This window comes from Bacillus sp. FSL R9-9834, assembly GCF_038006905.1.
Classification (GTDB): domain Bacteria; phylum Bacillota; class Bacilli; order Bacillales; family Bacillaceae_G; genus Bacillus_A; species Bacillus_A pacificus.
Genome location: NZ_JBBOWD010000001.1, coordinates 2,518,103 through 2,543,814, shown reverse-complemented (window position 1 = coordinate 2,543,814; position 25,712 = coordinate 2,518,103). Strand labels below are relative to the sequence as shown.

Sequence of the window (25,712 nt, the reverse complement as noted above, 5' to 3'; positions counted from 1 at the left end):
TTATCATCGCGGTGCCACCCTAGTTTGTTAATATGTCACCATATTAACCTTATCAGGTACTGCACTCTAATTCATGCTTATACCATAGCTCTATAACGGGAGCTCCCGTCACACCACCCCCTAATAATAGGTTCCGATGTGCTGCTCAGAGGCTTGGTTCAATAAAGAATTTTTACTCCTTTTCAGCTAAATGGAGCTCTCTGTGAAAAATTCATTTTATTTACTCTTCTCTTCACTGCATTTGATTTTTCCATATTATCACATTTATATTTAACTGTAAATAAAAAATAATCAGACATTTACAGTTGGTTCATTTTTGCTTTTCGACCAATTCGGCATACGAAACGCATTAGCTTTTTATGAAGATAAGGAAATAAAGTGAAGAGTACATCCATTGTTTTTTTTAACGGCATTGGACATATAACTAATTTATTTTTATGAATAGCTTTCAGCGCAATTTCAGCAAACTTGTCTGCTGAAATCGGCTTATTTGTTTTTAGTTGTTTTATAATTTGGCTCTTATTCATATTAATTGCAATTGATTTTTCAAATATGGGTGTATCTACAAAAGTTGGACAAAGCACACTTACATTTACACCATATTCTTCTGCCTCATAATGTAATGAAGTGGTTAAACCGACGATAGCATGTTTGGTAGTTGCGTACGCGGTACAAAGTGGAGCAGGTCCTAAACCTGTTGCAGACGCAGTATTAATGATATGACCAAATCCTTGTTTTTTCATGAATTGGTAAGCCAATTGTGTCCCGTAAATTACTCCTAATAAATTTATTTCAATAATATGTTTCCAATTATCTAAAGACATATCGAATACTTCTCCATACATAGCAATTCCTGCATTATTAAACATATAATCAATTCTACCAAACTCATTAACTATTTTTATAATAAGTTCCTCTACGGATTCAGCGTTAGTAACATCTAAATATTCGAACCTAGCTAGTTGATTATTATTTTTTATATTATTCACAAGCTCTTGACCACTTGTTTCATTAATATCTGCGATAATTACAAATATATCTTTATTTGCTAATTGAATAGCTAAAGCTTTACCGATACCAGAAGCTCCGCCAGTTACAATTGCGACTCTTTGTTCATCCATATAAAAAACCTCCTGTTGTTAATACATATAATGAAAACGGACGAGTGTAAAGATTTGAACAATCGTTCTAATTCGCTTGTAATGCTACGCATGTTTGTTTGAAATAGAGAGTAAAAAAATCGTAATGGCTTCATTAAATAAAACTTCTAATTTCTCTGTTTCAAATGAATGAATGAATTGACATAATCCACCTAGCCATGAACCTAATAAAAGACTTGAATCCTCAACATTTTCTATATAAAATTTACCACTTTGTATACCTTCATCCAAAATGTTTTGATATGTTTTTAAAGGGATAACAGCTAAACCATAGAGTTGTTGAATTGTAGAAGGGTTCGCGCTCGGATCAGAGGCAAGTTCTTGTCCTGCTCTTAATAATGGCGTTTTGTAATTATAAAGTACAAATTTAGCTATCCCATATAATTTCCCAGTAGCATTTGTATACTGTTTTTCTGCTATTTCCCATTTATCGTGCCAATTTCTCATACTGTCTTTAGCTAAATAAACAAATAATTCTTCTTTATTTTTATAATGGTAATATATATGTCCTTTACTATAACCAGAGGCTTTTGCAATGTTATCAATTGAAGTTCTTGTATATCCTTTTAAGGAAAATAATTCTGTCGCCTTCTCTGCTATTATTTCTTTGGCTAAATCGCTATCGTATCGTCTTTTATTCAATGTAGACTCCTTCCGTCATTTCATACAAAAAAATTGAACAATCGTTCTAATTTCAATATATGTAAGTTTTTTTGTTTTAGTAACTGTTAAGTTTCTTATTTATTATTTTTTATAAAAATTACGGTGCGTGAAATTACTAAACTCTATAAAAAAAAGAGCCTATTGTATATAGACCCTTCACATTGCTTGAATTAATTTGTATTTGCCTCTGCTAACGGTTGTAACGGTGGTTCTAATTTTAGTTCTAATGCATCGCCTTCTTGTATAGCTTGTCCTTTTTCAATACTTTGATTTGTTACATATCCCGTACCTGAAGTTTTTAAATCTAATTTTAATAGTTTAGAAAAATACATAACATCACGCATTGACCAACCTTGTAAATTGGGCATTGTTGCGTTGTTTCCTAATAAAAATATACGATCACCTTCACTCATTACTTCACCAGACTGCGGATATTGTTTTTTTATTTTTCCTCCGCCTAAAATTATCGGTTGGAGTTTCTCTTTTTTCACATTGTTCTCTACCGTATCTATTGATTGATTCACATAGTTTTGCACTTTTAATTGGGATTTTTTCGTTGCATCGGCCATTTGTTGTTCTGTGTATGGTTTCACCTTTAAATATTCAAGGCTATTTTTCACAACTGGTTTAAATATTTCAGCGAGTGGTTGAGCTCCATATTCATCTCCCTTTAACTTTGGCTGCTTAATAGCTAAGTATACAATTAACTCTGGGTCATCAATTGGAGCCATACCTAAAAATGAAAAAATATAATTTTCTTTTCCTTCCATATATCGTCCATTTTCAGGATTCGGAATTTGGGCTGTTCCTGTCTTGCCTCCTATTGGGTAACCATCGACTTTATACATTGTACCTGTACCTTTTGAAGACGTAATAACACGCTCCATTAAGTCTCTTACCTTGTCCGCAGTCCCTTTTTTTATCGGATTGCCAACTTCTTTCGGTTGATTTTCCATAATAACTTGCTTGTTTGTTGGATTTACAACTTTGTCAACGATATATGGTTGCATCATTTTCCCGTCATTTGCTATAGCCGTAGCAGCTTGGATTAATTGAATTGGAGTTACTGTAGAACCTTGTCCGAAAGAAGTTGTTACTTGTTGAATTTGTGTATTTAATAGTAAAGTATTTTTACTTTCACCAGGTAAATCTATTCCCGTTTTTTGGTTAAAACCAAATTTATTCATATATTGCTTAAATTTATTTGGTTTTAATAACTGATCTTCTAAAATAGAAAAAGCTACGTTTGATGACCTTTCAAAACCTTCATCAAATGTTATAGATCCCCATCCAAACCCACCATTATGATCTTTTATATCCGCTGAACCTACTGAATACTTGCCGGATTGAAAATATTCTTTCCCGTTATATACACCTTCATTGATTGCAGCAGCTAACGTAAATACTTTCATCGTTGAACCTGGTTCATATGCATTTGCGATTGGATCATTTAAAAAGTATTCAATATCCCCTTTATTAGGATTAAAACTAGGTTTACTAGACATAGCTAAAACTTTCCCCGTCTTTGGATCCGCTATAATACCTACTAACATAGAAGGATCATAGTGCTCTTGCGCCTTATTCATCGCTTCTTCTAAAAAACTATTAATTTGTTTATCAAGCGTAAGATATACGTTATTTCCATTTTTAGCGGGTTCTATTTTTCCTATATCATTTGTAAGCGGGATACCTCCTCGCGCTCCCACATATTCTATATTCCCATTTGTCGAGCGTAAATATTTATCTAAACTTTTTTCAAGTCCAAACTTCCCTTCTGTATTTCCTTTATCGTCTGGTCTAGCAAAACCAAGTATATAAGATGCAAAATCTTCATTTGGATACACTCTTGCTTTCTCAGGCATAAAAGAAACACCTGGGATTTTCAATTTTTTAATTTGTTCTTTCTTTTCCCTAGACAAATTCCGGCCAACTTTTCCGATTTCAACTTGCGTACGCCCCTCATGGAAATTTTTTAATACGTCCTCTTTATCAATTTCAAGCGCAGTAGCTAATTGCTCTGCAGTTTCATCTTTATTTTTCACTTTGTCATTACCTTTCAAATTCACAACAACACGATACGTTGTTGAATCTTGAACGAGCACTTTTCCAGTTTGATCATAAATCGTGCCACGATTCGCTTCCAAAACACCATTTTTATTATGTTGTTCATTTGCTAAATCCTTTACATTCACATTTTGCACGACTCCTACTGCTTGAATATAGAAAAAACGTAAAAGCATAATAAGAAACAAAACAATAAAAGCAATCATAAAATACCGCGCGCCTTTATTCGTTTGAAGTTTATGCATATTTCGCTCCTTTCTTTCACCATTAGTTACTACAAAGATGTGCTACCAAATATGTAGTTTTTACTTTCACTACTATATGTTTCGAACATTTCCTTTCAATTCCTTTAAAACAGTCTGAAAGTAGTTATTGTTTCTGTTTCTATTTTTTGATCTATTTATATTACGGTGCGTGAAATTTACGAATATTCCATTATTAGATGGTTGGTTTATTATAAATTACAAATTTCATAAAGACTTTTAATGCTAACCCAGTATTATTTTGTCACTCTTTTAATACTTATGGCCCTTATCTTGTGCACAATAAAAAGTTCCCCTCTGGATTTCCAAAGGAGAACTTTCAAACAAACCTACAAATAGTTATTTATAAAATTAAGCTAAATGATTATATTTCGCTAAAAAAGGAATACGTTTCGCTACCAACGCGTACGTTTTAAATACAAATTTCGCTATCGGCTCAAACGTACGTGTACTTTGCACTACTAAGCCACTTGTGATAAATGTTAAGAAAGCGGCACCCAGTATATCTAAAGGATAATGAACACCTACGTACATACGTGAAACACCGACTAATACTGCCCAAATAAGAGCGACATATTTAAGTTTTTCTCCTCTAAGCAAAAATACAAATGCAATTGAAAATACAAGTACTGAATGATCACTAACAAATGATGAGTCCGCTGCATGTGGTACTAATTGATGTACATCATGTGATACAAACGGACGTGGATGGTAATATACCGCATGTATCACAACATTTACTAATAATGCGATAATGACTGAAAGTGTCGTATATAACACTGTGTATTGTTTTTTAATTGCATTGACTTTTTTTCCATTATTAAACCATAAGATAAACATAAACAAAATTGCTACATATACAGCACTATTTGTAATAGCAATCATTAGCGTATCTAATAGTTTGGACGATCCAGCTAAATTATTAAACCATTGAAATACTGTGTAATTCATAATTCTCTCTCCTTAAATAAAAGCTTTCTTGATTTACACAGTATACAACATCAATATGAAAATGGGCTTAAACTTTTCTCATCTAATTCTCATTTTACTATTACTCATTTGACAATATTGAGACTAATTATAACGGCTAATTATGTATAAAGCTGAAAAACCTTTAAAACAATACGAATCATATGCTTTTTATGTGTAGAAAACATAACATATTTATTTAAATATACTAGTTGCGAAATCATATTTTTATTACATACGAAGTGCGATATTACCAAATTGTTCTCCTTGTTCCATACGATTTAACGCCTGAATGGCTTCTTCTAACGAATATACTTTATCAATAATTGGTTTAATTTTATGTTTCTCTATAAACTTAACCATTTCATGAAATTCCTCACGACTACCCATAGATGTTCCCATTATATCGATTTGATTATAAAATAATGCTCGTAATGGTAATTCAATTTTATCTCCTGAGCTTGCGCCGAAATTAACAATTCTCCCATTTGGTTTTAATACATCAAAGTATTTTAAAAATGTTGCTGGACCTATACTGTCAATTATTAAATCTACTTTCTCTCCACTTAAACTCTCTTCCCAATTTCCAGAACTATTAAAAGAAAAGTCTGCGCCATATGTTTCGGCAAACTTTCTTTTACTCTCTACCCTTGAAGTAACACTTACTTTTGCACCAATTGCTTTTGCAAATAACATGGCAAATGTCGCTACACCGCCGCCTATACCCGGAATTAAAACATGTTCGCCACGCTTTAATCTACCCTTTGTAAAAAGCGCTCTATATGCAGTTAGTGCCGATAAAGATAAAACACCAGACTCTTCCCAAGTAAGATATGACGGTTTTGCCACTATATTTTCAGCTGGCACAATAACATATTCAGCAAACGTTCCATCTTTCGGTCCACCTAACACCTCTGGTAACTCAGGTATTTCAGCAATATGATCCCATCCAATACTAGGATTAATAATGACCTCGGTTTGTAATAAATCACCTGAAACACCTTCTCCAACTTCCGTAACAATACCTGCACCATCTGATCCTAGAACTAATGGTACTTGCATTTCTCTTCTATTATTCATTATAAATAAATCTCGGTGATTTAAACCGGCTGATTTTAATTTTACTTTCACTTCCCCAGCGCTAGGGTTTCTCTCAGGTAATACTTTATATTCTACCCCTTCAAATCCTGCTTTATATTGTTGTACGATAGCTTTCATTTTTATTCCCCCTTAATAATTCTAATGTACTAGAAAGTTCGAAATAAACAAAGTAATTTGACTATAAAAAAGAAGGAATGTAAAAACATCCCTTCTTTTCAATGTATTAAAGTGAAACGGTAGGCAGTATAATCGTAACGATTGTTCCTTCACCTTCTTTACTCTCTATTCGAATAGTTCCGTTGTATTTCTCTACAAGACGTTTTGCGATAGACAAACCTAGACCGTTTCCACCTTGTTTTCGACTTCTTGCTTTGTCCACACGATAAAAGCGGTTAAGAACAAATGGTAAATCAGCTTCGGGTATTCCCGCACCACGATCTATGATACGAATTTTAACTTTCCCTGATTGTACACTAGATTCAATACAAATATATTTATTAACTTCTTTTGTATATTTCACTGCGTTATCCAATACGATAATAATAATTTGTTCTAAGTAAGATGAAGGTATTGAGACATATGCCGAATCTTCACCCAGTTTCATATCAAATTGAAATTCAGTTTGAAGTACAACAAAGTTTTGTGTAACTTGTTTTAATATGCTATTTACATGGACTGGATCAGCTGCAATTGGATGCATCTGTTCTGATTCAGCTCTTGATAGTTCTAGCAATTCTAAAACTAACTTATTTAAACGATCAACTTCCTTTAAACTGGATTGAAGCGATTTATCTAAAACTGCTGGATCATTTTTCCCCCACCGATTTAACATAGACAAGTGTCCTTGAATAATTGTTAGTGGTGTTCTCAGTTCATGGGATGCGTCTTCTACAAACTGCTTCTGTTGTGTAAAGGAAGTTTCTACTTCATCCATCATTTCGTTAAAAAGAAACGATAATTTTGCAAGTTCATCATTATTTTCACGTACTGGAACCCGTTCATTTAGCCCATTTTTCTTAATACGCTTCATCGTATTCGTTATATTTTGAATACTTGATAATAGCTTTTTCGTGATTAGTACCCCACCTAAAAAACTAAGGATTAATCCACATATTCCGGCAATAATCATTACCACTAAAATAATTTTTAATAAATGATCAAAAGCCTCTAAGTTTTTCGTAAGTTCAATCGTGCCAGTGAACTCTTTTGTTTGAATTGGTATACGTTTAACTAATATGCGATCTTCTACATGTCTTTTTATAAATAATTCATCTTGTAAAACTTGTTTTGGCTTTATCCATGTCTCATTAAAATCTCGCGAAACAGTAACAATTGGTTTTCCATCCATGCCGATAACACGAATCATTTGATGTTTATCAATCATATTATTTAAGAAATCTTTACTGTTTTCAAACGTTTTAATCGAAAGGGTATCACTTTTATCTTGGTAATATGCCGCTATTTCTGTCACTTGCCTATTTATTTGTTTCTGTTCATAATCTATAGTCCACTTATTGATTACAATAAACTGCAAAGTGCTATATAAAATGAATAAAATAAATACTAATGTAGTGGACCAAAGTGTTAATTTCCACTTTATAGGTAGATTTCGAATTTGATGCACAATATTTTTAATCATTTCATTATATATCCAGCACCGCGGACCGTTTGGATATATTCCTCCTTATCTACACTATGTAACTTGTTACGTAAATAACGAACGTATACATCAACGATATTCGTCTCAACCATTGCATCATATCCCCATACTTGATCCAATAAAACATCACGGGTAAGTACTCTATTAATATTTTTCATAAACATAAGCAAGAGTTCAAATTCTTTATTTGTAAGTTCGATTTCTTCATTTCCTTTTGTAATAGTTCGAGATTCAATCTGGAGCTGTAAATCTTTGAACGTAAGAGATGAAACATGCTTGTTTTCTATATGTTCTTCCCGTCTAAATATAACCCTCATACGTGCCAATAGCTCTTCAATTGCAAATGGTTTCGGAAGATAATCATCGGCTCCGCTATCTAATCCTGTCACGCGATCCATAATACTATCGCGTGCAGTTAGCATAATAATTGGTGTATTTTTAGTTGCCCTTAATCTACGACACACCTCTATTCCATTTAATCCTGGTAGCATTAAATCCAGCAGAATAAGGTCATAATTTGTTTCAAGTGCAGCTTCTAAACCCTTCCGCCCATCAAACTGTATATCGACTTTATATCCTTCATACTTTAGTTCTAACTCTAAAAAATCAGCTAAATTTTCTTCATCCTCAATGATTAATATGTGTTGCAACAGCAATGCCCCCTATACAGTTAAATGAATCAGTAATCCTACTCCAAATATAATTGCCATAATTTGATGTACTTTTCTATACAATATCAAGTTTATTTTTTTATCATGTTTCTGTAAGAAAAGTCCAATGACACCTAGTATAATTAAAATAAAAAGGGAGAATATACCACTATAAAATATAAGTATATGTCGACTTCCTTTTAATAAAAAATAAACACCGTGAGTAATTGATACAGCTAATACAGTATATCCAATTAATACGTGAAATTTTTTAATGAACAAATATAAATCTTTTATCAATTTAACCCCAATTATATTTTTCTTTTTAAAAAATAACCATACATGACGTAAAAACCATAATGATGCAGCTAAAATCGTCCCATATTCACCGAAAGAACCTAATTTCTTATTTAACCCTTTTACATTTAATACGTTGCCGTAAATTACATTAATAAGTAACAATGCTACACTACAAAAAATAATAGTAAAGCCTATAATTTTTACAAATAAATGAAAAGATTTATGTTTTAGTAGCTTTTCCATTTCATTTAAGCTCCTTTCTTAAAAAGTTTCTGTAACCAGCAGAATATCAAATAAAAAAGAAAGGAACATGAGAACAAGATTAAAATAAAATGAGAATTTCAAGATCACTTAATTTGTTTAGCTTCCTTTATTATTTTTTGAATAAACGGCGCTTTTGCACTTGTATATGAAACTCGATCAAAAGGATATGTAGCTGCAAGTCTCTCTTTTAGTTCTCTATATTCTTTACGTGCCCATTCATGCTTTATTAGAAAGTCTCGAAATAAAAGATTGTTTTTCCATTCGTCACTATTATAAATATAGACATGTAAATGATGAGTGCCCGCTCTCCATTTTCCCTTTCTAAAAAAACGCCAATTAGGTGATTCTTTTGGAACGTACTCATATCCAATTTTTAATAAATCTTCAATCCACTTTTCGATAATTTGCAAATCTGTTACGCCAATCATCATATCAATTAAAGGTTTCGCTCCTAACCCTTGTACAGATGTGCTCCCTATATGTTCAATAGCAATACAATCTCATCCGAATAAAGAAATAAATTTTTCCTTTTCTTTTAAATACTCTTCATGCCACTCTTTTTCATACGATTTAATAACGATTTGTTGTTCCACTTTATTCACACTCCTATAAGTATTCATCATTATATTTATAAAATTTCATGTGATTAACATAGGATTTTTACAAAATATGTCGAATAATGAAATATACAACTTAATTATAATAAATGCGAGGTATATTATGGAAGCTAAACCAGTTGAAATTCAGTTAAATCAAATAACATTCCAATTAAAAGAACATCATAATTTTGATTGGCTCTTGAAATTAGGAACCGTATTTGCAGTTTTTGACCAGCAAGATTCAGGTAATATAAGTTTTGGTGTTGAAAAAAATGGCCATAAAAAATTCATTAAATACGCAGGGGCACAAACAATTGCATACGAAGGAACAATAAACGACGCTATTGAACGGTTAAAAAAATCAGTTTCCCTATACGAGGAATTAAAGCATAACTCGCTTATAAAACTAATTGAACATTTTCCAGTTCAATCTGGATATGTATTAATTTTCGATTGGTTTGATGGTGAATGTCTTCATTCGCACTGGAGTTTCCCGCCTCCTGAGAAATATAAAAATCCAAACTCTCCATTTTATAAATTTAAGCATTTACCTGTTAGAAAACGAGTTCAATCTTTAAATTCCATTTTTTCTTTCCATACATATGTCGAAAAGAAAAACTATGTAGCAATAGATTTTTATGATGGTAGTATTATGTATAATTTTAATACAAATGAAACGAAAATTTGTGATATTGATTTATATTCTAAAAAACCATACGTAAATAAAATGGGAAGATTATGGGGTTCCTCACGTTTTATGTCTCCTGAAGAATTCGAGCTAAACGCTATGATTGATGCGAGAACAAATGTATTTAATATGGGTGCAATGGCTTTCGCAATTTTAGGTGGTGGAAAAGATCGCTCCTTTACAAAATGGGAAGCAAGTAGGGATTTATATGAAATAGCGTATCGTGCTGTAAATGAAAACCGAATGGAACGATATGTATCGGTTGAAACATTTTATGAAGAGTGGCTAAACATGGCTAATACTGAAAAAATATAAACTTATATTATTAAAAGCAAAAAGTTTCTACTATAATCATGTATAATATATATGAAATGGAAATTCAAAATAACGAGGCAAATATATTATGAACTTTGTTTATATTAATCAAAACGTATTAAATAATCTTCTTTACATTCTAATTAGTATATTTATTTTTTATTTTATATACGATAGCGGGCGCTATTTAAAGAAATATAAAACACTACTTATTACTCTTTGTTCGAGTATCCCACTTATTCTATGTATGAGATACCCTATCTATATGGATGAGAGTTGTATTCATGATTTAAGACAAATCCCAGTCATAATTGGTACACTCTATGGTGGATTCCCTGTCGGTATCATATTGTTTACAATTTTATTAATTACAAGATTTTTATTTTATGGATTTAATATGCTAACTGTCATTGTTTACGGAATAATGTTTATCATTACAGCATTCGCATCCGCAAAATTTAATACATATAATAGAAAAATAAAAGTAGCTTTTTCCATGTTTTTAACCTTTTTTCTAGCAATATTTACAACTGTGATTGTGTTAACTTTATCAAATTTTGAAGTAAATAATTTGTATATTATTTACTTCATAATATTACCGACTACTCTAATGCTATTTATTGTTTATATAAATGAAGTTATAAAAGATGCAGTATGTATGCGATCAAAATTAATTAAAGTGGAGAAAATGGAGATTGTTAGCCAACTCGCTGCTAGCATATCACATGAAGTAAGAAACCCTTTAACTGTCGTAAAAGGATTTACACAACTTTTGAAAACATCCAATCTAACTCCCGAATCGAGAGACAAATATATTGACCATATACTTGAAGAATTAAATCGTGCTCAAGAAATTATTGATGACTATTTAACATTTGCCAAACCTGCTCCAGAAAAATTAGATCATATTTCAGTCGAACAAGAGTTAAATAGAGTTATTAATATGATAGTGCCCTTATGTAATATGAATACGGTACATATTACGAAAGATTTCTCCAATGCAACAATAGTTGGTAATAAACAGCACTTTCAGCAATGCTTTTTAAACTTAATAAAAAATGGTATTGAAGCAATGCCTAATGGTGGCACTTTAAATATCTCCTCTTCTATTAGTAATAATAAAGTTATCATACGAATTGAAGATAGCGGAATTGGTATGTCACAAGAGCAAATAAATCGCTTTGGCGAACCGTATTTTAGTACAAAAACGAAAGGTACAGGTTTAGGCACAATGGTTGCTGTTAAGATCATTGAAACGATGCAAGGTAATTTGAAAATCCGAAGCGTTATGAATAAAGGTACTACTTTGACAATTACATTTCCGAAATGTAATACAAACGCATCTAACAACAAATAAAAAAGGAGCAATTATGCTCCTTTTTTATTTGTTTCGATACATAAGTATCTTCTATGTTTTTTAGTTTTACATTTGTGGAGACTAATTAAAAATTAGTACCCTCCGCCCCAACAGCTGCATCCAACGATAATTAATAAAATAAATAACACAACTAATAAAGCGAAACCTCCACCAAAACCACAAGAACCACCGTAACTCATATTTTCTCCTCCTTTTGGTTTGAAAACTAATAGGTAGTTGATCATTTTAACTGGTTCGTATTATACATTATGTAAATATCCCTTTTTTGAGCATGTCTATATAAAAATAAGTAAAAGCACTCATTTGAGAGTGCTTTAAAACGGATACCAAAAATTTTGAAATACATGTAACTTTAAATATACTGCAGCAATTAAAATAAAAATACCTATAAATAAAGCAATGAAATCCCCGCTTTTCGCTTTATTTGTATAGAACCACGTACGTGTATCCTTCTTTCCAAACCCTCTTAAATCCATTGCGTTTGAAACTGTATCGATTCTCTCTAAAGAATGAATAATTAAAGGCCAGAAAATTAAGACACGGTTTTGCATGCGGATCCATAAACTTGCTTCTCCTTTTTCAAAAGCTACTCCTCTCGCCTCTTAGGCATGTTTAATAACTTTATATTCGGACTGAATATCAGGTATATAACGTAATGCAATATTTATCGCATAAGTAATTTTATAATGAATTCGAAATTTACTTAAGCTACTCACAAATTTGCTTGGATCAGTCGTATAAATAAAAATAATTGTAAATGGTAATAACGTAAAATACTTTAACGAAAGTGTAGCTGCATAAAATAATGTTTCGTATGTAATTGTTGCATATCCAATATACACAAATGAAGTATATGATCCGGTTAATTCAGATCCATGGGTTGGTGTAATAAATAAGATCATAACAGAATTTAATAAACTAAATGTAAATATAACAGTAAAAACAATAAAAATTTTACGAAATGGAATTTTAGCAACTAGAAGTCCGATACATCCAATCATAAATACAAATAGCAATATGCGAAAATCAAAAAATAAAAAAGTAAGTGTCATACAAAAAATAAATAATAACAATTTCACTGATCCGTCCATGCGATGAAAATATGTATTATACACCTTCCTCCCTCCTAATATCATCAAAATAAAGTTCCATAAACCTTTCAGGATTTGCAATACCACTAAATTTAACGAGTTTAAATAAAGAACTCTCCTTTAAGTTCGCTCTTTTTAACGTTTCTGGATGACCTAATACAATAGATGCAGTATTATTCGCAATAACTTCTCCTTCCTTTAGAACTATTGCTCTGTCTGCATATTCTAATGCGAGATTCATATCGTGTGTGATAAAAATAAAGGATATTCCCTTTGCAGCTAGTTTTCTAATAAACGTCATAAATTGTTTATAATGATAATAATCTTGTCCCGCTGTCGGTTCATCTAATATGATAAGTTTTGGATTTGTTGTTAGTACAGATGCAATCGTTAATCTCTTTTTTTGCCCATAACTTAATGCCTGAATTGGCCAATTTCGAAATGGATACAAGCCACAAATTTTTAATGTTTCCTCTGCTCTAAGCTTAATTTCTTCCTTCGAAAATTTTTTTAATTTTAATGAAAATGAAATTTCTTCCATTACAGTAGCTTGTGTAATCATATGATTTGGATTTTGCATCACATAAGATATAACCTCACCGCGTTTACGAATAGACCAAGAATTGATATTTACTCCATCAATTAAAATCCTATCATTTTTTGTTTTGTTTATCCCTATAAGACTATGAGCTAGTGTTGATTTTCCAGCTCCATTATGTCCTAGGAGTGCTACTATTTCCCCTTTAAATAGAGAGAAATTTACATTGTCTAATACTTTTTGTTTATTAGGATATGAGAATGACAAATTCTCTACTTTCAATAATTCTTTTTTTGTAGGAGTATCTTTACAAAAAGTTTGCTTCTCCATCCACTCATTTATTACTCCACTAACACTTTCCCTTTGAAGATTTTCAAGTGGGTATATTACGTCATTATTACTATCAAAATGCAATCTCTTTAAGCCTTCTATGTACATAGGTTCTCTTAATCCGATAGATGGTAATATATTTGATGCTAAAATCTTTTCTGGTGTGCCTATCGCAACAATTTCTCCTTCATCAATTAAAATGATTTTATCTAAATCTAGGTTTAACATTTCTTCTATTCGATGTTCAATTATTACAATTGTTTTATTATATTGTTTATGTATATCTTTAATAAGTTCTACTGTATGTAAGCTACTAACTGGATCTAAATTTGCTAACGGTTCATCGAACAATAATATATGAGCATTTGTTGTTAACAGACCTGCTAAAGAAACAGTTTGTTTTTGTCCTCCTGATAATTCATGTGGACTTTGTTTATGAAAATTATGCATCTTTACCTTTTTTAATGATTCCGAAACAATCTTTTTCATATCATCTTCATTTACGCATTCATTTTCTAAATAAAAAGCTACATCTTCCTCTACTGTAAGACCAATAAATTGTGCATCTTGATCTTGCAAAATTGTTCCAACCTGTTTACTCTGTTCAAAAATACTTCCTTTCCTCGGGTCTTTTCCGTCAATTAAAATAGTACCAGTACTAGTCCCTTCATAAGAAAATGGGATTAGCCCATTCATACAATGAGCTAATGTCGATTTCCCTGAACCACTTCGCCCAGCAATCAGCACTTTTTCCCCAGGATATATATGAAATGTAACGTCTTTAACAGTAGGCTGCGCTGCATGCTTATATTGAAAGTTGAATTGTTCAAAAGAAATAATTGGTTGCATGTTAACATCCCTACTTTTCAATTTTTAAATGTGTATGTTTTTTATTAGATTTAGCTAACCCTATTGTAATTGGCAATCCAAGAACTAAAAATACAATAACATCAGCAATTGTTGCACCTAATACTTGTATAACAATTTTATCAAACGGTTCTCCCATCACGATAATATCGAATGCCCCAGCAAATATAATAGCAATGACAATACCAATTAACCCAGTAATAGCTAAATAGGAAATATCTCCTTTATTATATGTCCCGTTTTTCACACTAAAGCCAACTCTTTTTTGAATGAGCCCCATTGCAAAGCCGATAATGCCGGAACTAAAAACCCAGCCCCACCAAATACCCCAGCCAGCAATTGTATCTGTTACGGTATGACCGATAAGTCCTATTAACAGTCCTGCCACTGGGCCAAATAACGCACCAAAAATGGTTAAAATAGCTAACGCAGGTTTAATAAATGTATTGGGTGCAATAGAAAATCCCCAAAGTCCTAATATCCCGTATAATGCTGCTCCAATTCCGATTGCCACTACTAATTTTGTTGATAATTTGTTCATTACAATTCTCCTCTCTTAATAGTCAACTTTTATTACTCTATATTTATTTTGAAAATGAATTATGCATCGACACTCCCTTTCTATACAACAAAAAATGACCTCTTACATAAGAGGTCATTTTCTTTCACGTTCAAGAATCCTCTTATCTTCCAAAAAACACATCGTGTTCTCTGCGGAATTAGCACCTTCCTATAAATATATATAGGGGTTGCTGAGGTTTCATAGGGCCGTTCCCTCCACCTCTCTGGATAAGTATTAATTTGTAATTCGTATTATGGCATTAAAAAATATAAATTTCAATACTTTTCTAATTATTTTTATTTTTTGTTTAATAGTACATTTAAATCATTGTATTCTTATCGGAATTGTGAAATAATAAATTCAAAATAGTTACGGGAGGAATGTACGATGAAAGTAATCGGTTTAATTGGTGGACTAAGTTGGGAATCTACATCATTATACTATAAACATATTAATACACTTACACTCTCTCAATACGATCAAAATGCAAAGCTTGTTTTATATAGCATGGACTTTGGTGAAGTAACTACTTTATTACAAAATCACCAATATGAAGAAGTGAAAAACGAATTAGTCACCGTTGCAAAGAAGGTTGAAAAATCCGGAGCTGAATGTTTATTAATGTGTTCCAATACGGTCCATCTATTTGCTGAAGAAGTGGAAAGTGCAATATCCATTCCACTTCTTCACATAGGTGATGTAAGTGCTAAAGAAATGGTAGAACAGAATATAAAGCGTATCGGATTATTGGGTACGAAACAAACGATGGAACAAGACTTCTATAAATCACGATTAGCGAATTATAGCATTGAGACAATCATCCCCAATAAAGAGGAAAGAAATTTTATTCATCATGTTATTTTAAATGAATTAAGTAAAGGAATTATTTCAGAAACATCAAAAGAAAAGCTATTACAAATTACAAAGTCATTAATTCAAAATGGCGCAGAAGGTATACTACTAGGTTGCACCGAAATACCGTTGCTCATTTCCCAAAACGACCTTACTGTTCCTGTTTTTGATACTGCTTTTTTACATGCAAATACTGCTGTGCAGTTTGCGGGATAATCATATAAAAGCATAAAGGTGCGCCTCTATGCTTTTATATTACCCACACTATTTATTTAAAAGAGATGTAATCACTGTGATTGCTTCATTTGAACCACCACAATCTAAAAAACTATCTTTCAGTTTTCGTATTCCATGCTTATACTTTTCATTTGAAAGAACATCGGTTACCGCTTCTTTTAACGTTTGCACATTAACATTCTCTTTCAATAACCGATGCGCTGCTTCAAGCTCAGTTAATCTTTGTGCTATCATTGGCTGGTCTTTATCATGTGGAATGATGACAAATGGGACATTAAAATGAATAGCATCGTGTACACTGTTCATACCGCCATGTGTAATAAAAACATCTGCTTCACTTAATACTTCTGATTGAGGTACGTATGGAGCAATTATAAAATTGTTTGGCGCTTCCTTAATTTTAGAACGATCATTTCTATCGCCAATTGCCATTACAACTAATCCATTAAAATCTGAGAAAGCATCAATACATGCATTAAAGAATGGTTCGATCCCTTCAAGCAGTGTTCCCATTGAAATATAAATAACTTTCTTATCTTTAAGCGATTCAAGTGGAAATTCAACATTTATTTTACGCTTTGAAATACTTGGTCCAATAAAAATGTTATTTTCTCCGAACGAATCGCTATTAGGTTGGAAATAACGACTTGTGTACACAAGAGTAACATCTCCCTTATTATGCATAAATTGAAGATTATTTTTAGGCTTTACTCCAAATTCACGATCCATTTGATATAACAACTGTTCAGAAATTTCATCAGGTCGGAATGGTATTGCTGCATTAGGATGAAAAGGTAAAGTCTCCAAAAATTCAGTAGGAATTAAGAATATAGGAGAAGAAACTATGCCTGGAATTTGTAAATACTCCTTTACTAACTCTCCAGCACCAAATATATCATAAATTACGAAATCAAAATGTATGTTTTCACATAATTGTTTCACAATTTCTAATATATATAAAGAAGTTTGAACATGTACACGAAAGAAAGAATTCAGCCCATCTAGAGTTTCAGAATCAATAGAAATCTCCTTTAATAAATCTGGATGTGTATATACAGTAGCTCCCAAATCTTCAATTCTGTCTTTAAATTGTTCTGTCGTAATATAATGTACGTGATCCCCCCGTTCCGTATAGGCTTTGACTAAACTTAATGTAGGATTTACATGTCCCTCTGCTGGAAAATTAACCACTAAAATATTTAGCACTTATTTCTCACTCCTTACATTTCAATTCGCTTATTAAGCATACTGTAATTATTACCGTCAATCTTCACCTAATAGTCCTAATATGCTTACTACTTTAGGTTGATAAATAATTGTTAGTGTTTAAATTAAAAAAGGCATCTACATAAGTAGATGCCAACCCGTGATAAGGAGTGTTCTGTGAGGTTAGAATAAGCTTTTCAGCTTGTCCTATGCTATCAATATATGTTTTATTTTATAAAATGTGAATAATTGATAGAATAATTTTATTCTTCTTTCTCACCCATTTTGAATTAATTCCTAAATAAGACAACTCTATTTTTATAACATTTCATATGTTTTAATCTTCTTTAGAGCTATCTATTTTTACAGTTTCTCCAGTCAATCGCTTATTTTTCAATTCAAAATAAGCATCTAAAACTTCTTTTCCAATATCAGAGTTAATACCAGATTTATCATTCATAACCCACGGCACAACTACGGAAAACGCTACTTCTGGATTATCATATGGCGCATATCCTGCTAACGTTAAGTTATAACATTCTCTTCTCTCGCCTTTTTCATTTCTTCCAATATCACTTTCTCCACCGTATACCGTCTGTGCTGTTCCTGTTTTACCTGCTGGTTTATAAGATGCTTTTTGGAACGCCCTTACTCCTGTTCCATCACCCTCTTGGAATACCTTTCTAAATCCTTCTTTTACTTGATTTATATATTCCTCTTTCATATCAATTTTATTTAAAACAATTGGTTCTACTGCATGCACCACTTTACCAATCTCATCTTTTTGCGACGTTTGCTCTCTTACCTCTTGTACAATTTGTGGCTTCATTCGATATCCACCGTTTGCAATTGTTGAAATATACTGTACGAGCTGAAGTGGTGTATACGTGTCATACTGACCAATTGAATAATCTAATAAGAAACCCGGCTGATTATCTTTTTTACCAATTTGTCCAGCTGTTTCATTCGGTAAATCGATGCCCGTTGGAACACCTAATCCGAATTGTCTGAAATAGTACCTCATTTTATCAAAGTGTTCCTGTTTAATATTTAATGAACTATTTTTCACATAATCCACACCTGCAATTTTTAATGCTGTATGAAACATATAAACGTTTGAAGAGACTTGTAACGCTCTTAAATCATCAATGTTTCCAAACTCTTTCCAAGACTTCTTCTCCCTAGTACCTTTAAACTTCATAGGTGCATCATAAAAATAAGTACCTGGTGTTATAGCTTTCGTTTCAAATCCAGTTAAAACTGTCGCACCTTTAACTGTTGATCCCAGCTCATATGAACTAGTCATTGTGCCTAATGCATAGTCTTCAACTTCTGTTTTCCCGTCTTTTTCTACAAGTCTTTTCCCAGCCATTGATAATACTTGTCCGTTTTTCGGATTCATCATTACAACGAAAGCACGGTCCAACATAGATTCAGATCCTTTATATGCCTTTAATATTTTTTCTATACTTTCTTCTACTTTTTTCTGTAATTCCATATCTATCGTTAAAGTTAAGTTCTTACCGCTCTTTCCCTCAGAAATTGTTTCCGTTCTAATTGCAGTACCTTGTTTATCTGCAACGCTTCTTACTTCTTTTTTTGTACCATGAAGTACATCTTCATATTGCTGCTCAATATAACTTTTTCCAACCCTATCATTTCGGCTATAATCTCGTACCAAGTAATAATCTAATTTTTCACTTGGTAATCCTTCATCGGAATTAGAAACATTTCCAAGAACAGATCGGAATAACCCATCATTTACATACACTCTCTCCCAATCAACCGACACATCTACACCTGGGAGATTTGCTAAACCTTCACTAATTATAGTAAATTCCTTTTCACTAACATCTTTTTTAATAATTTGAGGAGCCATTTGATAACCAGAAGTCATCTTACTTTTAATAGCTAACACTTTAATATCTTTATCTGTTAAATCTTGAAGATCTTTATCTGTAACTCGTTTTCTTTTTAACTCTTCAATTTTTTTATCTAAATTTTTTCCGGTAATATCTTTATCTCTGAACTTATTTATTTCTTTTTTAGATACTAATTTTTCAGTTAGTTTCGGATTTAATTGCATCCAAAAATCTTTCTTATCCGTCTCAGTTAGCTTGTCTATATCTTCTTGTGGTATTTCAATTATGTCTGCAAGTTGTCTTGCTGTTTTTAATATTTCTTCTGATTTTACACCTTTCATCTTTGTATATGTAATTGTACGTAAAGACTTATTATCAACTACTGGATTCCCTTCTCGGTCAAATATTTTTCCCCGCGGCACAGAAAGGCTTACGGTTGCATTTTCTCTCTTCTCCACTTCATTTTTATACGTCTCACCATCGATAATTTGTACTTTACCTAATTGTATAATCATGACAGAAAACAATATAAATACACATAAGAATAAAATGTTTAACCGCATCGGTACTGCTCTACCGCTTTTTTTCTCTTGTTTTTTCACCTTGTCATAATCTCCTCCTTACTGTATTTCTATTAATAATTGAATCTATATATTAAAAGTAATGCACATTTTCTATACATTACTTTGCACAAATACTAATATATTGATAAAAACTTAATAGAAATTAAAGCAAATCTAAAGAAAAGGTAAAGTTTTCTAAATTAAATACAAAAATACCCAATAACCAAAAGCTTAGCTTTTGGTTATTGGGTATTTAATAAATTTAAGAGTTAATAATTGGACGTATCGATTCAAATCTATCATCATAATTTGATAAAGGCTTTTTACTCTGAAATTTTGGCAAGTAAATCGTTACTGTTGTTCCGACGCCAACCTCACTCATAATACTTATATTCCCTTGATGACTTTCAATAATTTTATAACTTAACATCAATCCAATACCGGTACCTTTTTCTTTCGTACTATAAAAAGGTTCACCTAATCTTTTAATTCGTTCTTCAGGTATTCCTATTCCTTTATCAATTACACTAATAATGATACCATCTTTGCCTATTTCTTTTATGTGAATTGAAATTCTCCCACCATCTGGCATAGCTTCGATTGAATTTTGCAAAATGTTAATAAATACTTGTTTCAGTTGATTTTCTGAGCATTCAATGATTATATCTTTGGAATCTGCATATAATTCAACTTGAATATTTGTCATAATTGCTTTTGTATTTATTAACGAAACGACATTTTTAAATATTTGATAAAGATTTTTCTTTTCCGTGCTTAGTTCATCTGTTTTAGCAATCGATAAAAATTCTTGAAGAATCGCTTCTATTCTTTCAATTTCAGAAAGCATTAGATCAAAATATTTTTCTTGATCTTCTTTATTAATTTGAAATAGCTGTATAAAGCCTTTAATGACTGTTAATGGATTCCTAACTTCATGAGCAACACCAGCTGCTAATTGACCGATTGCTGCAAGTGTATCTGATTTATTTAGCAATTCTTCTGTCTTTTTCCGCTCTGTAATATCACGTACAATAATCATAATTTTATCATGCAATAACGGTAAACATCTAGCTTCGAAGAAATCGATACTTTCATTAATTGTAAGTGGATATTCCACAATTACATTTGTCCCTTTTTCTTTCACTTGACAAATTGCTTCTTGAAATTTTTTTGCTACTGTAGATGGTAATACTTCGTAAAACTTTTTTCCCATAAAAGCTTCTGCGGGTACGTAAAATTTTGTAGGGGATCCTGCTTTATAATCAATAATTGTTCCATCATCTTCCGTTAAGAAACATAAATCTGGTAAAGCCTGAAAAATTAATTCTAACTCAGACGTTTGTTGTTTTAATTTCTCTTCTATTGCTTTTAAATGTGTAATATCCACACCAACAGCCCAATAACTAAACCCACTTACAGGAAACTGTTCTGATATATTGGACCACATTATCGTTTTAATTTCACCATTTTTACAAGTTAAACGCATTTCCCAGTCTCTAAAGTTCTTTCCACGAGTCAAAAATTTCTTTTGTATCTCGTGACGATAATCATGATCCGGATACAGTAATCGAAGTGCGTTTGGATTTCCAATTACCTCTTCCGCAGTATAGCCTGTCACAATTTCACATTCGCGATTCCACAAAACAAAATCTCCATTATAATCAAGTGCATCAACCATAACAGGCATGTTTTGTAAGATTGTATGTAGTTCCTCCTCTTTTCGAGTAAGTAACGTCGTATTTTTATTTTGAAATCCTTTCATTACTCCATCTATAATTAAATTTGAAAGCATTTCAAAGTATTTTTGGCAATTGAAAATTTCGCTTTTCTGAGACCATACAACAAAAGATCCTAAATATTGATTGTATAAAAAAATGGGGATTTCAAGTTTGGGAAGTTTACATATTTTCTTTTCATTTATTCCAAATGAAAATATACATTCTTTTTCAGCATCAAGAAGTTGATGTGATATGTTGGTTAATTGATAAAATTGTTCTGCCATGGTTTCTATTGTACTCACATCAATAAGTTCCATTAGCCGCGCATTCATTCCTTTTTCACCTCAATATGTAAAATTCATACAAATTTAAAATTCATACTTCTCCATTATACGAAGAATGTGCCTGTAGGTATATAGCTGAAGAATAATTATTCGAACAAATTTTATTTTTCAATTAAAAACAAAAAATATATCCGTACAAAATTGAAACTCTAATTAGTAAGTTTTTTCATCACCGATTAATTATTAGCTGTGCCAATCATGATCTTTTATGTTGCACAAACTCTCCTTAGCTCCTTACATTTGTTAAGTTTTGACATGAATTCATACGTATTAGTTGTATTATAAAAATGCATTAAATATAAAGTTCATAAAATTTTCACAATTACTATGAAAAATATAAACATTTATTCCAATATATTCTATATAATAAAATGTAATAAGGCTTCTATGAATCTCATAGAATACCTTACCCCTAATAAAAAGAAAAAAAGAATCTATTTAGATTCTTTTTTTCTTTTTATATTACATTACATATTTATATAAAGCATGTGCAACACCATGTTCTTCATTAGTCAAAGTTTCATATTGACACATCGCTTTTATTTCTTCGACTGCGTTCCCCATTGCAATTGATAGATTTGCTTTTTCCATCATGGATACATCGTTTAACCCATCACCTATCGCTACAGTATTTTCAACTGGAATATTTAGATGTTCCGCTAAAGTATATAGTCCATTTCCTTTTTGAGCGTCTCGATGATTAATCTCTAAATTATGCCAATATGAAGATGTAATTGCTAAATCAGTATTATGCAGAAACGTTTCTTTTAACTTTTTTAATTTTTCCATGTCATAAGAAAATGGTAAAAGCTTATGCACATGTATATCTGTTTCTACAATTGGTTTACAACTTTCTGCACTAAGAAATGCTGTATGTTCAAGGTATAATGCTGCGATCGTTTCCAACTCTTTCAAATCGATATTTTCATTTGAATGTTTCACATAATCGATTTCATTGCGTACACTCTCTACTCCATATTCCGGTACGTACACACCTTTATTAGTATAAAGCTGATAATATAATCCGTTTTCTTCAAGATAATTCACAATCTCGAGTGCCTGCATATTTTGAATTGGATATCTCTTCATCATTTTTTTATCATTATATATAAGCGCACCATTTTCGGCAATAATTGGACACTCCAAATTAACTTCTAACAACAATCGTTCAATATCGACGATAGAACGACCTGTACAAATTGCTACAACATGACCAGCTTCCTGACATTTTCGAATTGCTTCTGCATTCTCGTTACTAATCATTTTGTTCCCCGAAAGAAGAGTTCCATCTAAATCAATTGCGATTAATTTCATTATTTCTTCACCACTTTCTATATATACACGAGCTCATGTTAAACAAAAGGTATCGTTTTCATACCGCTCTCGTAAAGCACTCTTTATTTATAATTTATGAAAAGCGTTTCAGGTCAAGAAATAATTATAAATAAAATCCAAAGCAAGGGCTTTGGACTTTAAACTATGAATTATAATGAATATATTTTGTCTCACATGTGTATACATTCTTTTCTTTAGTTGGAACGTATACTTTAAACTTTTCTAAACGTTTTCCGTAAACATGAATTGTGACAACGCTTTCATTGTCATCTATTTCAAGAATGTGACAATCAGCTGGTGGAATGACTTTATCTGTTTCTCCTTCTCCCAAATAAAGATTTCCTGTATGAGTTAAATAAACAAGTGAATTTTCAAGCTGCTTAGTTTGTATAAAGTTCTGCACCATTATTCTCCCTGTAAATACACCTTCTACTCCCCATGTGCCATCATGATCATGCAAAGGAGTCGATTGTCCATCTTTCCATACAAGAGCTAATACTTCAAAACGATTTAAAGGATCTTCATATAATAAGTGTCGTGCATATTGAGCCGAATTCGCCTTCTGTTTTTCTAACGGAAGCCATGTTTTCTTTTCTAAAAGTTCTTCTAATAATTTTTCAATCCCACAAACCATTTGATCTTCTAACAAATTACTATTTATTAAATCCGTTACAGCTTTAATAAATGTTTGGAACGTCTTACTTCCATTACATGTTAACATAAGCATCCTCCTCTACTCTTATTCACACACTTCCATACTAAATAACCAACTAAAATTTCACAATTGAGAAATAAAAGAACAAGGTACAGTAAATTTGTACCTTGCTGAACAGTTTATTGAGTTTTTAAGCAGATAGGTAAGAATTTCAAAGTTTGTTCATTTTCCAATATACATTGTTCTAAATTGAACGATGGAGATAATGCTATCTTTTCAAAAGCATTTATAAAGGTAGTTAATGCAATCTCAGCTTCTAAACGTGCAAGTGGTGCCCCTAAGCAAAAGTGAGGACCTTTACCAAATGTTAAATGCTTTTCATTTCCTATTCGGTGTATATTAAATTTAGAGGCTTGTGAAAACTTTTTCTCATCTAAATTTGCTGCACTTACCCACGCAACCACCATTTGATCCTTTTTCATTAAAGGGCCAAATATATTTGTATCCTCTGTAATTCTCCTAGCTAATGTAATGGGAAAGCGATAGCGTAATACTTCCTCAATTGCTTTTGAAATTAATGTAGGTTCTTCTCTTAATTCTTTATATGTTCCTGGTGAATCCACTAAGAAACAGTAAAAACTATTAATAATTAAATTTGTAGTTGTTTCATTGCCAGCCGCTAATAAACCCAATGAAAAAGTAACAATTTCTTCATCAGTTAATCTTTCGCATTCATATTCAGCTCGTATTAAATCTGAGATAATATCATCCGTTAAATGGTATCTCTTTTCCTGAACGATTGGTAGAAGATATGCTTTAAATTCATTTAGTGCTATCCCCTTTTCTACATCCAGATCATTAAACTTTTCTTTACTATACGGCATAAATAAAATATCAGACCATGCTTTAATTTTTTTGCGGTCAGTTGTTGGCACTCCTAACAAATCGGATATAACAGTAACAGGTAAAGGAGCAGCAAACTCTTCAACGATATTAACTTCACTATATTTTCCAATATGTTGTACAAGTTCATTTGCAATAGCCTGTATTCGAGGTTTCCACTGTTCTAAACTCCTTGGAGTAAATGCTTTAGAAACGATAGAACGTACATTGCGATGTTCTGGTGGATCAGTAGAATTAATATTGATTCGAGTTTCTAAAGGAGGGATTGAGAATTGTCTTCGCTCCCTTCTACTTGAAAACAGGCGATAGTCTGATAAAACACGATTTACGTCCTCATACAAAAATACATTCCAAACATCTTGCTCTTCATCATAATGTACGGGGTGATTATCCCTCATAAATTGATACCACTCATACGGATTCCACAATTCCTCTTTCGTTTTCAGCTTTGAAATTTCATGAACTAAAATCACATTTTCAGGCGAAGCCATAGTCCTTTCCTCCCTTTTCTTTTACAATAAAAGTGATAGGTCGGTAATTCAAAGTTGTATAATCTAACATATGTTATTTTAACA

General features: G+C 31.8%; 20 protein-coding genes, 2 pseudogenes, 1 riboswitch and 1 other annotated feature (1 of these 24 cut by a window edge). Of the genes and pseudogenes, 3 read left to right on the top strand and 19 right to left on the bottom strand.

The window, feature by feature from the left end:
• Nucleotides 1-245, bottom strand: a binding site (T-box leader) (it extends 14 nt beyond the left edge of the window).
• A 54-nt stretch (nt 246-299) separates the two neighbouring features.
• The 9 genes and pseudogenes from MKY00_RS13085 to MKY00_RS13045 all read right to left on the bottom strand — a co-directional run bounded on the left by MKY00_RS13085 (nt 300) and on the right by MKY00_RS13045 (nt 9,717).
• Complete coding sequence (locus MKY00_RS13085; RefSeq protein WP_016717598.1) at nt 300-1,121, bottom strand: SDR family NAD(P)-dependent oxidoreductase; 822 nt, start codon at nt 1,119-1,121, stop codon at nt 300-302.
• A gap of 84 nt (nt 1,122-1,205) precedes the next feature.
• On the bottom strand, nt 1,206-1,802 hold the full coding sequence (locus MKY00_RS13080) for a TetR family transcriptional regulator C-terminal domain-containing protein (RefSeq protein WP_016717597.1): 597 nt from the start codon (nt 1,800-1,802) through the stop codon (nt 1,206-1,208).
• Between the two features lie 191 nt (nt 1,803-1,993).
• Nucleotides 1,994-4,132 carry a penicillin-binding protein gene (locus tag MKY00_RS13075; protein WP_016717596.1) on the bottom strand — a complete coding sequence of 713 codons (2,139 nt, stop codon included), beginning with the start codon at nt 4,130-4,132 and terminating at the stop codon, nt 1,994-1,996.
• A 369-nt stretch (nt 4,133-4,501) separates the two neighbouring features.
• On the bottom strand, nt 4,502-5,101 hold the full coding sequence (locus MKY00_RS13070) for an undecaprenyl-diphosphatase (RefSeq protein WP_016717595.1): 600 nt from the start codon (nt 5,099-5,101) through the stop codon (nt 4,502-4,504).
• Nucleotides 5,102-5,350: 249 nt separating this feature from the next.
• On the bottom strand, nt 5,351-6,337 hold the full coding sequence (locus tag MKY00_RS13065; RefSeq protein WP_016717594.1) for a zinc-binding dehydrogenase: 987 nt from the start codon (nt 6,335-6,337) through the stop codon (nt 5,351-5,353).
• 106 nt (nt 6,338-6,443) lie between these two features.
• Nucleotides 6,444-7,859: a HAMP domain-containing sensor histidine kinase gene (locus tag MKY00_RS13060; protein WP_016717593.1), complete on the bottom strand. Its 1,416-nt coding sequence runs from the start codon at nt 7,857-7,859 to the stop codon at nt 6,444-6,446.
• Nucleotides 7,856-8,530, bottom strand: coding sequence for a response regulator transcription factor (locus MKY00_RS13055; protein WP_001163823.1), 675 nt, complete (start codon nt 8,528-8,530; stop codon nt 7,856-7,858). The genes MKY00_RS13060 and MKY00_RS13055 overlap by 4 nt, the downstream gene beginning before the upstream one ends.
• A gap of 12 nt (nt 8,531-8,542) precedes the next feature.
• Entirely contained in the window at nt 8,543-9,073 is a 531-nt protein-coding gene (locus MKY00_RS13050) for a hypothetical protein (RefSeq protein WP_000413330.1), read from the bottom strand.
• A gap of 104 nt (nt 9,074-9,177) precedes the next feature.
• A pseudogene (locus tag MKY00_RS13045) lies at nt 9,178-9,717 on the bottom strand (GrpB family protein).
• 97 nt (nt 9,718-9,814) lie between these two features.
• Between MKY00_RS13045 and MKY00_RS13040 the strand changes: the two are divergent.
• Together MKY00_RS13040 and MKY00_RS13035 are read left to right on the top strand one after the other, a co-directional pair.
• Nucleotides 9,815-10,696, top strand: coding sequence for a serine/threonine protein kinase (locus MKY00_RS13040; RefSeq protein WP_016717592.1), 882 nt, complete (start codon nt 9,815-9,817; stop codon nt 10,694-10,696).
• 88 nt (nt 10,697-10,784) lie between these two features.
• On the top strand, nt 10,785-12,053 hold the full coding sequence (locus MKY00_RS13035; RefSeq protein ID WP_033678423.1) for a sensor histidine kinase: 1,269 nt from the start codon (nt 10,785-10,787) through the stop codon (nt 12,051-12,053).
• 92 nt (nt 12,054-12,145) lie between these two features.
• Here the strand turns inward: MKY00_RS13035 and MKY00_RS13030 are convergent, their stop codons facing one another.
• The 4 genes and pseudogenes from MKY00_RS13030 to MKY00_RS13015 all read right to left on the bottom strand — a co-directional run bounded on the left by MKY00_RS13030 (nt 12,146) and on the right by MKY00_RS13015 (nt 15,441).
• Nucleotides 12,146-12,253 (bottom strand): YjcZ family sporulation protein, encoded by a 108-nt coding sequence (locus MKY00_RS13030; RefSeq protein WP_000120182.1) that lies wholly within the window; start codon nt 12,251-12,253, stop codon nt 12,146-12,148.
• A 135-nt stretch (nt 12,254-12,388) separates the two neighbouring features.
• Nucleotides 12,389-13,189 (bottom strand): annotated as a pseudogene (locus MKY00_RS13025) (energy-coupling factor transporter transmembrane component T family protein).
• On the bottom strand, nt 13,182-14,882 hold the full coding sequence (locus MKY00_RS13020; RefSeq protein WP_016717590.1) for an ABC transporter ATP-binding protein: 1,701 nt from the start codon (nt 14,880-14,882) through the stop codon (nt 13,182-13,184). The pseudogene MKY00_RS13025 and the gene MKY00_RS13020 overlap by 8 nt, the downstream one beginning before the upstream one ends.
• A 10-nt stretch (nt 14,883-14,892) precedes the next feature.
• Nucleotides 14,893-15,441: an ECF-type riboflavin transporter substrate-binding protein gene (locus MKY00_RS13015; protein ID WP_001038197.1), complete on the bottom strand. Its 549-nt coding sequence runs from the start codon at nt 15,439-15,441 to the stop codon at nt 14,893-14,895.
• Between the two features lie 139 nt (nt 15,442-15,580).
• Nucleotides 15,581-15,696: riboswitch (SAM riboswitch) on the bottom strand.
• A 153-nt stretch (nt 15,697-15,849) separates the two neighbouring features.
• Here MKY00_RS13015 and MKY00_RS13010 point away from each other — a divergent pair.
• Nucleotides 15,850-16,530 carry an aspartate/glutamate racemase family protein gene (locus tag MKY00_RS13010; protein ID WP_000864407.1) on the top strand — a complete coding sequence of 227 codons (681 nt, stop codon included), beginning with the start codon at nt 15,850-15,852 and terminating at the stop codon, nt 16,528-16,530.
• Between the two features lie 48 nt (nt 16,531-16,578).
• On the opposite strand, the gene MKY00_RS13005 is transcribed toward MKY00_RS13010, so the two are convergent.
• The 6 genes from MKY00_RS13005 to MKY00_RS12980 all read right to left on the bottom strand — a co-directional run bounded on the left by MKY00_RS13005 (nt 16,579) and on the right by MKY00_RS12980 (nt 25,628).
• A complete protein-coding gene (locus MKY00_RS13005) occupies nt 16,579-17,757 on the bottom strand; it encodes a macrolide family glycosyltransferase (RefSeq protein WP_016717589.1) in 1,179 nt (392 codons plus the stop codon).
• 337 nt (nt 17,758-18,094) lie between these two features.
• Nucleotides 18,095-20,221 (bottom strand): peptidoglycan D,D-transpeptidase FtsI family protein, encoded by a 2,127-nt coding sequence (locus tag MKY00_RS13000; RefSeq protein ID WP_074585732.1) that lies wholly within the window; start codon nt 20,219-20,221, stop codon nt 18,095-18,097.
• Nucleotides 20,222-20,444: 223 nt separating this feature from the next.
• Nucleotides 20,445-22,232, bottom strand: a complete 1,788-nt coding sequence (locus MKY00_RS12995; protein WP_016717588.1) for a PAS domain-containing sensor histidine kinase — start codon at nt 22,230-22,232, stop codon at nt 20,445-20,447.
• Between the two features lie 474 nt (nt 22,233-22,706).
• A complete protein-coding gene (locus MKY00_RS12990; protein WP_000766398.1) occupies nt 22,707-23,558 on the bottom strand; it encodes a Cof-type HAD-IIB family hydrolase in 852 nt (283 codons plus the stop codon).
• A gap of 163 nt (nt 23,559-23,721) precedes the next feature.
• Nucleotides 23,722-24,300 carry a cysteine dioxygenase family protein gene (locus MKY00_RS12985; protein ID WP_000954456.1) on the bottom strand — a complete coding sequence of 193 codons (579 nt, stop codon included), beginning with the start codon at nt 24,298-24,300 and terminating at the stop codon, nt 23,722-23,724.
• Between the two features lie 113 nt (nt 24,301-24,413).
• Nucleotides 24,414-25,628 (bottom strand): cytochrome P450, encoded by a 1,215-nt coding sequence (locus MKY00_RS12980; protein ID WP_016717586.1) that lies wholly within the window; start codon nt 25,626-25,628, stop codon nt 24,414-24,416.
• Nucleotides 25,629-25,712: the final 84 nt, after the last annotated feature.